Source organism: Acidovorax sp. WCS2018Noco2-16 (assembly GCF_031843945.1).
Lineage (GTDB): Bacteria > Pseudomonadota > Gammaproteobacteria > Burkholderiales > Burkholderiaceae_C > Paracidovorax.
Genome location: NZ_JAVTJJ010000006.1, coordinates 164,824 through 176,747 on the forward strand (window position 1 = coordinate 164,824; position 11,924 = coordinate 176,747).

An 11,924-nucleotide genomic window follows, 5' to 3' on the forward strand; every position below is an offset into this window, starting at 1 on the left:
AGAATGCGGCGATTTTTTTTATCAATTTTTTTGGGCAGTCGATCGGTGCGGGCTCCTCATGACCGGCCGCCTCACACGGTCGGACAGTCTGGGGTCAGTGGCTCTGCCAATAGCGAGGGCGCCGGAGCATCGCTAAGCAAGATCGACTCATATAAGGCGGCGTACTGCCGCGCTGCTTTCTCCCAGCCGAAATCTTGCCGCATGCCACGTCGCTGCAGGGATTGCCATGCAATAGGGTCAAGCCACAGTCGCATGACGCGTTGCATGGCTTCGTCAAATGCAGGTTGATTTGCCTGGCGCATTACAAAGCCTGTGCCCTTTCCGGGCGCTGCAGTCACGTCCAGTACTGTGTCCGACAACCCTCCAGTCGCTGTTACCACGGGCGGCGTGCCGTAGGCCTGGCTGTACATCTGATTGAGCCCGCAGGGCTCGAAGCGGGAGGGCATCAGGAAGCAATCCGAGCCTGCCTCGATCTGATGGGCCAGTGCTTCGTCGAAGCCGAGCGTGAGGTGGACCTGGTGAGGGTGAGCGGCCGCCAGGCGAAGAAGCGACTCTTCAAGCACCGCATCACCTTTTCCGAGCACTACGAGGTGCGCGCCCTGAGCCAGCAACGCTGGCGCGCCAGCAATGACCAGATCGACCCCCTTTTGCTGAGTCAGTCGACCGACCAGACCAAGCAGCAGTTGTTCGCTAGGGGCCAGCCCCGCTCGTTTGCGAAGTGCTTCACGATTAAGGGCTTTCAATGCCAAGTCGTCAGGCCCGTACTGTGCGGCGATCAGCGGATCCGTACGAGGATTCCACACGCTCGTGTCGATACCGTTGAGCAGCCCATGAAGATGTTTTGAGCGTTCACGCAGAACGCCGTCCAAGCCAAAGCCCAGAGCCACGTCCTGGATTTCGCGGGCGTATGTCGGGCTGACAGTAGTGATGACATCGGCTTGCTGAAGGCCCGCCTTCAGCATAGACAACTGACTCCAGAACTCCACGCCTTCCATGCCGCGATAGGGCTCTGGGATGTCCAGGAGGTCTGCAGCATCCATGGGGAACACACCCTGGAACGCCAGATTGTGGATGGTCATCACACTGCGCGCCGTTTTAGCACGGCCCGCAAGGCGCTCGCTTTTTAGATAGAGCGGTGCCAGGCCGCAGGGCCAGTCATTCGCGTGCACGATATCGGCTCGCCAGTTCAGCGGGCTATGGTCTGTTGCTAGGAGCGCCGCCACATGTGCCAGCAAGCCGAAAGGTACAGCGGCATAGGGCGGCGCACCTGCGCCGGAATCACCATAGGGGAAGCGCACGTTCCTAAATGCGAACGGGCAAGACAGAAAGAGGAAGCGTTCTCCCGATGCTTGTTCTACCTGCAGCAGCTGTGCATCAGGCCAGCGTCCCACTCGCGGCACTGCGATGACACGCTGGACCGATCCACCGATCTCCATGCCTCCGTAGGCAGGCATGAGCGTAATCACATCGTGGCCCAAAGCGCTAAGGGCGCGAGGCAGCGCAGCAGCGACATCACCCAAGCCACCCGTTTTCACGAAAGGACCGCATTCAGGGGTCACGAACAAAATTTTCATGCTTCGCCTTGTATCGGAATCAGAACGGCGAATGGCAGACGCGTTCCATCGGCGACATTGCCCAGAACCGTCTGCAACAACCACGGCGCGGTGTTGTCGATGATCTCGCCTGTCATCCAATTCAACCATCGCCGGGCGCGGGCCAGGGACGGATGCGTACCCGCCACATCCACGGCTGCATCCCCCCAATTTCCGGTGTGTTGCGCCATCACGCGTGTGCTCACGACGACAAAGGCTTCACCTTCGCGGATTCGCGCAAATGCCAGCGCATGGGCGTCATTGCCATCCGCTGATGTGATGGGCAAAGGCAAGTAGGTCGAATCCTTACACAACGCTGTGTAGCTCTTGCGCAACTGTAAAAGGCGCCAGGTGACGAGTTGCTTGGTTGCGGCAGGAATGGAGCCTTGCGTGCCGAGCAGGCTCTGCCATTCATGCGCCTGAGGATATCGCTCTTCGTACATTTCCCGCACGGACTCTAAAGATGCGGTGAGTGGTGCGTAATCCACTGGACGCCGGTTGTCGGGATCCACCAGCGAGAAATTCCAGGCCTCGCAACCTTGATAGATATCCGGCACGCCGGGCACGGTGAGCTTGAGCGCCAGTTGGCATAAGCCGTTCCGAAACCCCTGTGGCGCGACTTGGTGCACGAAGCTTTCGAGGGCCGCTACGAACCGGTCGCTAGAAAGACTCTTCTCAATGTAGTGGGCCACAGCAGTTTCGTAGGGCTCGTTGGGGAAGAGCCAGTTGGTGGCGAGCTTGGCTTCCCGCATGGCCTTAACCATGTAGCGCTGTATGCGTTCGATCAACTCCCTGCGTTGTTCCACAGCGGCGCCTTCAGCGGGCCAAATGCCTATCACCGCCTGGTATAGGCTCCACAGGTCATGCCGGCTGGGTACCTCAACACCGTCAATGATCGACGTGAAACGCTTGCCGATCATCTCCAGTTCATGCACCAGTGCTTGCCACGCCTGTGGCACCTCCGAAAGCACGTTCAAGCGGGCACGCACGTCTTCCGAACGCTTGCTGTCATGCGTCGATGTGGCCAGCATGCTGTAGGGCAGGTGCTTTGCCCGTTGCTGATTTGCATGATGGAATGCAGCGATGGACAAGCCAAAGCGACGTGGCTCGGCTCCCACGTCATTGAGCGAAACCAGGCGCGTGTAACGGTAGAAAAGAGTGTCTTCGATGGCCTTCGCCATCACTGGCGCTGTAAATTGCTGCCAACGTTTGACGAAGCGTGCGCGCAGTTCGGGCTCAGCTCCAGGTTCTCCAAGCAATACCGTCTGAAGGTAGGCTAGAACCCCGCCCTCGGAAGTGCCGATACGACGGCGGGCGGCACTGATGGCCCAAGCGATGTGCTGTCGGTCAGTGTCGCTGGCCTGTGCCGCACCAGGCACGATGTAGGTGCGATACACCGGAAAGAAAGCAGCGACTTCCACCAAGGCCAGATTCAGCTGATTGCGTGTGAAGTCGCACACCGCCCTGTCTGCCCGGGTGATCTGACTCAGCGTGTCGACCAGCCATTGCAGATCGCACGCCAGCGCCGTCTGGATGATGAGTCGCTTGCATTCATAGCCTGCTTTATCAAACGCCTGCGTGTCGCCGGTGAACTCTGCATATTGCGCATCGAAGTCAGCTTGCGCTTCAGCATCGACAAAAAGGCCGTTCACTAGAGTACTGAAGCGGTATCCCGTGCCGCCGTGCACACGCCAATCCGCGGGCAGAGGTTCGTGGTCTGCCATGATCTTCTCGACCAAGACATAAAGCGCGCGAGGGTGGTCGGTTCCACCAGCGTGCTGCAGCGCCAGATAACGATTCTGCAATTGGTCGAAGTACTGGGCGGGATCCGCCAAGCCATCGGGATGGTCGATGCGCAGGCCTGTCACCTTGCCCTCAGCCGCCCAGCGCAGAGGCAAAGCATGCACTGCTTCGAAGACCGAAGGGTCTTCCATGCGAATCGCTGCAAGAGAATTCACGTCGAAAAACCGACGGTAGTTGATGTCGTCCCCGGCCACACGCCAATCTGCCAACCGATAGGCTTGAGACTGCAACACGCTGTCCAGCATGCCAAAGCTAGCCGAATCACCAGCCGTTCCGTTGATTCTAGACAAGCACAAGCTCACCCATTGCCATACCCAATCGTGTGCTGCCGCTATGCGAGCCAGCCGCTGGCAGAGAAGGGGGGCATCGCGCAGCCGTGCGGCTTTGAGTTGAGCCTCTGGCGTGTCGCGAGCGGGTAAAGCTGCTAAGCCATCGATAAGCGACTGCAGATCAGCGAGGGTCGATGCTGGTACTTCCGGGCCCGCGACAGGCAAGGGCACACCGCTGAGCACCTCTGCATAGCAGCGGGGATCCAGCGGAATGGCACGTTCCCAGTAAGCGACATAAAGCTTGCCGCTGTCTTTTTCAAATCGAATTTGCAGCTCGCCAGCTTCCAGCACCTTGCCATAGTGGTCGCCAAGCACGGGCAACAGCACGCGGTGACCCGTCTGGGGGGTCGGCGGATTCCACTCTATGTCGAAAGTCGTCGCGTGCAGTGACGCCTGCCCATGTTCCAGCACGTCTTGCCACCAACGGTTGGCTGTGTCGTCAATACCCATGTGATTGGGCACCGTATCGAGCACGTGGCCCATGCCGCGCTCTTGCAAAGCCCCACACATCGCCGCGTGGTCCGCATCGGTACCTATTTCGCTATTGATGCGCGTAGGGTCCACCACGTCATAGCCGTGTGTACTACCTTTGGCGGCCTGCAGGTAGGGCGATGTGTAAAGGTGGCTGACACCCAGTGCGTGCAGATAAGGCAGCACAGCGGTCGTGTCGTTGAACGTGAAGCCGCCATGCATCTGAACCCGATAGGTCGCCAGCGGGATGTCCGCTGTTTCGAGTGCCGCCAGTTGGTGCGGTGTTGCCAATGCGCGGTGCGATCGTTCAGCCTGCAATGCGCGAGTAATTTCGACAAAAAACGGGTCAGATGCAAGTTGTTCTAGATTTGTGCCTAGACGCCGGCGCCAATTGGGGTGCCGGTCCTCGGTCGTTCCGGGCACATTGGGCTGATGCACCTGGCCCGTCAAGTCTTCGAGCTGTACACCCACCAGTCGGCTAGGCGTCAATGCCAGAAAACCATGCACGGCCGCTGCGAGAGCGGGTGTCATCTGCGGCGCGGATTGCGCATCGATTGTCATTCCCTGTGGCAGTAGTTGGGATGCATCCAATGCCGCAAGCAACTGAGTTCTGTCTTGCGCTCTGGCCATCAAAGCGCGTACATGGTCATCTCCCTCGTTCAGCCATCCCAGCCGTTGATGAATGGCAATATCGTCAGCGGCCCAGAAACCGGCAAGTGTCGGCAGATCATGCGTCGTAACGACCGCAAGTGCCTGCCGCTCCCATTGCTCTGGTGGCTTGAACATCCCTCCCTCAAGTCGCTCGAAGATCAACGGGCGATAGGAAAGAACATCGCAGCGAGCCATGGCTTGCCGCATGACCGGCGCCACATTGCCGAGGTCCTCGCCAATCACCATGCAACGGTGGCGATGACTCTCGACACGCAAAACAGCCAACTGCGCTTCAAGCGGGTAGTGCACATAGGTGCCTCCGCCGGAGCCTTGCCAGTACAGCCGCATCAGCCCCATGACATGGTCCATGCGCAGTGCTCCAGCGTCGCGCATCACCGTTTTCAGTAACTGTCTCAAAGGCAAAAAATCGGAGTCCAGCAACGCCACGGGATTGATCGGGGGCAAGCCCCAGTCCTGGCCTTGCAAGCTCAGCGGATCGGGAGGAGCGCCAATATTCATGCCCCGGGCATACAGGCCTGAATGGACCCAGGTCTCAGACCCCCCATCGCTGGACCCGACGGCCAAGTCGCAATAGAAACCGAGCGGCATAAGCGAGCGCGCACGCCGGGACGCCTGTGCCATTTGTTCGTGGGCAAGCCATTGCAGCCACAGGCGGTAGGACACGAGCTCTGCATGCTCCTGACCGAACGATTTAGCAGCACTACCGAACGGATCTTGCAGCTCAGCTGGCCACGCAGGCCAGCCCCATACGGCTGGGTCGGCGGCGTGCAGCGTCAGCTGAATCGCTTCGAAGAGAGCATGAATTCCCAAAGTCGGCTGGTGCTGTGCGGCAAAGCTTGCGAAGGCCTGACCACGATTAGTGCTCAACGTCATTTCGTTCTGGAGGAAGTCGGTCCACAGCAGCGACAAGGCTGCCTCCTTGATGGCAGCTACCTCGTCATAAAGCACTGTTTCGCTGGACTGAACGGCTGTCAATCGCTGTTGAAATCCTCCGTCCTTGACGAGATCTTGCAGGGCCCGACAGCGAGAGAATTCGGGAACCGCCGTCACGTCGATGTGAAGCAGGTTCAAAGCCAATCTGCTGCTGGGGCTATAGGGGCTTGCGTCATTAGGTCGATCAGGTCGCAACGCATGCAGCGGGCTGATGCCTATGAATGCAGCGCCCTTCGAAGCGGCCAGGCCTGCCAGCGCAGTCAGGTCAGAAAAGTCCCCAATGCCCCAACTATTATTGGAGCGAAGCGCATACATCTGCGCCGTGATTCCCCACCAATGTTCTCCGGCTGTCAGCCCTTCGGGAGTCCAGCACGCTGCCGGAGTGACGATAACCAACCGTTGGCTTGAGCCAAAGTGAAGCTGGTAATACCCCGAGGGCAAGTCGGCAGGAATGCACGCTTCCTGCCCATGGCCCTGTGCTGACGTACCGCGTTGTTCTGCGCCCTCAAGATCGCGCAAGGCCCAGTCGGCAACGTGACCCAGGTCGACCGTCGTGCTTGAGCCTTGTGCGATGACGATCGGCACTGCCTTTTTCGGCTGGGAATGCTCACCCATCGATGTGAGTGCCTGTGCAATTACCCCTTCAGAAACTTGTACGGGTGTTCCCCAGAAGTCTGTGTACTCGGTGGAAATTCCGGCCTCACGGGCACGGCATGCCAGATTGGCGGAATGTGAGTTCATTGCGGTGGATTGTTAATAGTCATCGTTGTTGCAGCCGTCATTAACGGAAGAAAGCATCATCCAACGTGCAGACCAGGGTGGCCAGACCGACGCATCGCCAAGGCGTCGGATAGAGAATATTTCTCGAGCTGTGAAGCCGGGCGGCAGAGGCAGGTCTTTGGCTTGGACGGCAGATTCACTCAAATTGACTTCCAGCCGAATCGTGCTCCCGCCCGCGTAGTGCCAGTGGACACGTAGTGCCCACGCGCCAATGCGTTCAGCCGCATGACCATCAACGTTCAGCCGCAGCGCCAGCGGCTGCAGCCATTCACGCCTCGCTTGCAGTGCCTGTTGAACCAGGCCACTACGCGCTGCGCCTTTGGGCCCCGCTGCCTCTTCCCAACGCAGTTGGCTGGAGTGAAGAGATGCAATGTCGCAGGGGTCGGGCAGTTGTTGTCCGTCGGGGACTGCATGACTGAATTCGCGCTGGCGGCCTTCACGCACTGCATCGCGCAATTCACCCTCCCATTGCGCGAAGTACAGAAAAGGAGTCGAGGCATCGAACTCATCACCCATGAACACCATGGGGGTTGCAGGCGTCAGCAGAGACAACAGCAATGCCAACTCTGCGGCATGCTCTGGCACCAGATGCGCAAGCCTTTCACCAAATGCACGGTTGCCGACTTGGTCGTGATTGCCCATGAAGTTCAACATCGAACCCAGCGGCACTGATGGCGGCGAAGAGGTCTGAAGTGAGGATTCAGAATGGCCGTGCGGAAAAGCAAATCCGTGCGTGAGCACAAGCGCCAGCAGTGCCACCGGATCTTGGCCAAACTTGGCGTAGTACCCCTGCGTTTCGCCGGTAAGAGTGACATGCAGCGCGTGGTGAAAGTCGTCATTCCACTGCCCGTCGTACAGACCGGGCGCGCGGTCTGCAGTCAGGCGTTCCGCTTGGTTGCGGTCGTTTTCAAGCACCAGATGAATGGCCCTTCCTGCATGGCTGGCGAAGTCGCGCACACGCGTGCTGATTTCTTGCAGGATGTCGGGCCGGCTGTCATCCACGATGGCGTGAACCGCATCCAGCCTCAGACCATCCATGCGGAATTCATCGACCCAATACAAAGCGTTGTGCCCAAAGAACGAGCGCACTTCTTCGCTGCCCGCCTGGTCGAAATTGATGGCTGCACCCCACGGGCTCTGGTGCTCTGTCGAGAAAAAAGCCGGCGCGTAGGCGCCAAGGTAGTTGCCATCCGGCCCGAAGTGGTTATAAACCACGTCGATGAACACGCATATGCCGAGTGCATGTGCATCGTCCACCAAGTGCTTGAGATCGTCGGGTGACCCGTAAGCAGGGTGCGGTGCAAAGGGCAGCACTCCGTCATAACCCCAGCCCCACTCGCCCGCAAAAGTGGCTAGCGGCATCAATTCGATGGCTGTAAAGCCTAGCGCGGCCAGTCTAGGCAAATGCATTGCGGCAGCGCTGTAAGTGCCCTCGGGTGTGAAGCTCCCCACATGCAATTCGTAAAACACCAGTTCGTGCCAGGGGCGCCCACGCCAATCCGTTTGCCATTGGTAGGCCTGCGAATCGGTCACGCAGCTGGGCTGATGCGGGCCATCGGGGTTATAGCGTGATGCAGGGTCGGGCACTTTCAATGCATCGTCGATCTGCCACTGATAGGATGCCCCAGGGCTGCACGCCTGAACACGCGCATTCCACCAACCTTTTGTACCAAGCATCGCCGGTGTAGCCGTCGATTTTTCCGCTCCGCCGGTTTCGCCATGAATCAAAGCGACCGTTTTGGCAGCGGGCGCCCATAGAGAGAACAGCCTCTCATTGCCGGCAGTAGGCCGCTCCCCGAAAGGCATCTCGTGACGGTTGATCATAGAAACTCTTTGGCCGGTTCGCTGTCGGGCGACTGAACGCAAGGTCCCGTCAGCACTGCCATGGAGTGGGCCTGCAGTGTCCACTGACCACCTGCATGAACAATCGCTGCGCCGTCGTCTCCTCGATCTGAAACGATGCCGTCCCGGGTGTCTAGGCGGAGCTGCCAGGCGCGCCCGGCAGGCTCATCAGGAACGGTGAAGGTTGCGTCCTCGCCAGACGAATTGAACAGCAGCATCAGCGAGTCTTCGCTTTCAATCCTGCTTTCCATGATGGCGGCTACACAGCGCACGGCAGGATCGTCCCACTCCTCAGGGCTCATGGTCAAACCCCACACGCTTTTCCACTCGACCGTCACCACGGCTTGTTCTCCAGCACCGTGGTGAGGCCATTCGCTGAGTCTGACGACGGGCAGAGACCGTCGCAGCTCGGTCAGGGCTGCAGTGAACGCCTGCAAATCCTGCGCGAAGGGCTCGGCTGCCCGGTTCCAGTCATACCAAGACAACGGCGAGTCCTGGCAATACCCATTGTTGTTGCCTCTCTGAGTGCGGGCCAGTTCGTCGCCACCGAGAAGAAGTGGCGTGCCGTGCGATAGGAACAGCGTGGTGAGGAAGTTGCGCGTTTGCCGTGCACGCAGGCTAATGATGTCGGCGTCGTCTGTAACACCCTCGGCGCCACAGTTCCACCCACGGTTGTGGTTCTCGCCATCATTGCCATCTTCGCCGTTGGCGTCGTTGTGTTTTTCGTTGTAGCTGACCAAGTCGGCCAACGTAAAGCCATCGTGCACGGTCACCAAGTTGACGCTGGCAGTCGGACGACGACGACGGGGCTCCAGCATGTCAGCCGAACCGCAAAGGCAGGCGGCCAGGCCAGGAAGGCTCCCATCGGCGTTGGCCCAATAGTCACGAACGGCGTCGCGATAACGGCCGTTCCACTCCATCCATCCGGTAGGAAAGCCGCCAAGTTGGTAGCCATCCGGGCCTAGATCCCAAGGCTCTGCAATCAACTTCACGCGAGACAGAACGGGGTCTTGCGCTATGGCGTTGAAAAATGGGGCTCGCCAGGTGTATGCGCCAGCTGCATCCCGTCCCAAGGCAGAAGCCAGGTCGAAGCGGAAACCGTCCACGTGCATCTCTGTCACCCAATAGCGCAAGCTGTCGAGAACTAAGCGAAGGGCAGGGGGGCTGCTGGTATCTACCGTGTTGCCAGTGCCGGTGTAATCCACGCAAAAACGGGGGTCTTCGCCAGACAGGCGGTAGTAAGACGCGTTGTCGATGCCCTTCAAGCTGAGGGTAGGCCCCAGATGATTACCCTCTCCAGTGTGGTTGTAGACCACGTCCAAAATCACTTCGATGCCTTCGGCATGCAGTGCTTTCACCATGCGTTTGAACTCGTCCACACCGCCGTCGGCGCTGGGTGAGGCATAGCGCGGCTCTGGCGCGAAGAAGCCGATGGTGTTGTAGCCCCAGTAGTTGACCAATTCCATTTCCACCAAGCGCTGGTCATCGATAAATGCTTGAACTGGCAGAAGTTCTACGCTGGTCACGCCCACCTTCTTGAGATGGGCGATCGCAGGGCCGGATGCGAGACCCGCATAAGTGCCACGCTGCGCTTCCGGCACATCGGCCAAGGTCTGGGTGAAGCCCTTGACATGCACCTCGTAGAACACGGTGTCTTCCGCGGGAACACGTGGCGGCTGATCGTCACCCCAATCGAATTTGGACCGAATCACGAGGGATTTCGGCGCCTTCTGGCCGTTGTCTACATCGCTGATGCTCAGGTCATCTTCTGCTTGCCCAACGGTGTATCCGAACTGATCTGCACTTCCCACCACCTTTCGGTCGAGTGCAAGAGCATAGGGGTCCAGCAGCAGTTTGGCAGGATTGCATCGTTGCCCGGCTTCAGGCACGTAGGGGCCATGCACACGCAATCCATAGCGTTGCCCTGGCTTCACGCCTTGCACATAACCATGCCATACGTCGTCCGTCAATGCCGGAAGCGCGATGCGCTGGAGCTCACGATCATCCTCAGCGTAAAGGCACACCTCTACGCGATTGGCGATGCTGGAGTAGACAGCGAAATTCACACCGTTCCGGTCCGCTGTCGCACCCAGTGGCCATGCCGCTCCACGCGTGACGACATGGTGGGTTCGTCGCGAGCGTTTCGCGCTTCTGTTGGGGGCTGAAATCGAAGGGGGGCTCACACGTGTCATGCAACCAGCTCCGCGTCGGTGTGGCACGGTACGCCGGCTGAAGGAAGGCGCAGCCTGCCGTCCTCTAATCCATTGGCGCCACCCATGGCGCGTTTGATCGGGAAGTAACAACGCGGGACCACAACGATGCCGCTCGGCGTTACAGGGAAGCGCGCCCTGTCCGCTTCCAAGTCAAAACCGATGCGTTCGTTCGGAGGAATGTCGTTGTCCTGGTCGATGATGGCCCGACGAATCTGCGCGCCGTGCCCGATGCGAGAGCGTTCCATCACGATGCAATGCTGAAGCCTGGCGTTGCGCTCAACCAGAACCGAGCGCCGCAGCATCGCGTGATCGAGCATGGCGCCATCCACGATGCTTCCCGACCCCACAACGGAGCGGTGGATCACGCCATCTTCGATCTGAGCAGACTCGGCTTGGTCAGGGCTTGCATATATAGGCCACTGCCGGTTGGTCATGCGAAACCTTGGGGTGGCGCCCAGGGTATCGAAGTGAGCATCGAAATACGCGTCGATGGTGCCGACGTCCCGCCAATAGGCATGCTCTTCATACGGCTCGGTACCGGGAATCTCATTGGTGGTGAAGTCATACGCCATCAATCGATGCGACTTGAGCATGGTCGGGAGAATGTCGCGGCCAAAGTCGCTATGGCCCGTGGCATGGGCCTTCTTCAACTCTTCCAGTAGCACGTCCGCATTGAACAAATAGTTGCCCATCGATGCCAGCGCGTGCGTAGTGCTACCAGGCATCGGCTCGGTCGTTGCTGGCTTTTCTACAAAGTCGTGTATACGGTGATTGGAGTCGATGTCCACAATGCCGAATTGGTTTGTCTGCGACAACGGAACAGGCAGCGTGGCGACGCTGACATGCGCGTTGTTGGCCACATGAAAGTCCACCATCTGGCGCACGTCCATGCGATAGATATGGTCTGCACCAAACACCGCCACGATGTCGGGCTGGAACGACTCGATCAAGTGAATGTTTTGGTACACCGAATCTGCAGTGCCCTGAAACCATTCGGGGCCGTTGCGCATCTGCGGCGGCACGACAGTCACAAAGTGCTGTGGAATGAAGCGCGTCATGGTCCACGACTGACGAATGTGCTCGATCAGCGATTGCGACTTGTACTGCACCAGCAGATAGATCGAATAGATTTCAGAGTTCACCAGGTTCGACAACACGAAGTCGACGATGCGGTGCTTGCCGTTGAACGGCACGGCCGGCTTGCAGCGCTCGGCAGTGAGCGGGTGGAGGCGGGACCCTTCGCCTCCGGCCATCACGATGGCGAGAACATTGCGTGTGCGAGACATGGG

Annotated in this window: 5 protein-coding genes; all 5 read right to left on the reverse strand. The window is 59.1% G+C overall.

Going from position 1 to position 11,924, the window contains the following annotated elements:
* Positions 1-71: 71 nt before the first annotated feature.
* The 5 genes from glgA to RQI28_RS14145 are packed head-to-tail and all read right to left on the reverse strand — an operon-like array spanning position 72 to position 11,921.
* The gene (gene glgA / locus RQI28_RS14125; RefSeq protein WP_311223847.1) at positions 72-1,574 is read right to left on the reverse strand and encodes a glycogen synthase GlgA; all 1,503 of its coding nucleotides are present in this window, start codon (positions 1,572-1,574) and stop codon (positions 72-74) included.
* Positions 1,571-6,541, reverse strand: coding sequence for a malto-oligosyltrehalose synthase (treY, locus tag RQI28_RS14130; protein WP_311223846.1), 4,971 nt, complete (start codon positions 6,539-6,541; stop codon positions 1,571-1,573). The genes glgA and treY overlap by 4 nt, the downstream gene beginning before the upstream one ends.
* 12 nt (positions 6,542-6,553) lie before the next feature.
* Complete coding sequence (gene treZ, locus RQI28_RS14135; RefSeq protein ID WP_311223845.1) at positions 6,554-8,404, reverse strand: malto-oligosyltrehalose trehalohydrolase; 1,851 nt, start codon at positions 8,402-8,404, stop codon at positions 6,554-6,556.
* Positions 8,401-10,614: a glycogen debranching protein GlgX gene (gene glgX, locus RQI28_RS14140; RefSeq protein WP_311223844.1), complete on the reverse strand. Its 2,214-nt coding sequence runs from the start codon at positions 10,612-10,614 to the stop codon at positions 8,401-8,403. Before glgX ends, treZ begins: the two co-directional genes overlap by 4 nt.
* The gene (locus tag RQI28_RS14145) at positions 10,611-11,921 is read right to left on the reverse strand and encodes a glucose-1-phosphate adenylyltransferase (protein WP_311223843.1); all 1,311 of its coding nucleotides are present in this window, start codon (positions 11,919-11,921) and stop codon (positions 10,611-10,613) included. Before RQI28_RS14145 ends, glgX begins: the two co-directional genes overlap by 4 nt.
* Positions 11,922-11,924 lie beyond the last annotated feature (3 nt).

What these genes read in the sequence shown, in the direction of transcription:
- glgA (WP_311223847.1), bottom strand. Translation starts at nt 1,574, where the DNA reads ATGAAAATTTTGTTCGTGACCCCTGAATGCGGTCCTTTCGTGAAAACG.
- treY (WP_311223846.1), bottom strand. Translation starts at nt 6,541, where the DNA reads ATGAACTCACATTCCGCCAATCTGGCATGCCGTGCCCGTGAGGCCGGA.
- treZ (WP_311223845.1), bottom strand. Translation starts at nt 8,404, where the DNA reads ATGATCAACCGTCACGAGATGCCTTTCGGGGAGCGGCCTACTGCCGGC.
- glgX (WP_311223844.1), bottom strand. Translation starts at nt 10,614, where the DNA reads ATGACACGTGTGAGCCCCCCTTCGATTTCAGCCCCCAACAGAAGCGCG.
- RQI28_RS14145 (WP_311223843.1), bottom strand. Translation starts at nt 11,921, where the DNA reads ATGTCTCGCACACGCAATGTTCTCGCCATCGTGATGGCCGGAGGCGAA.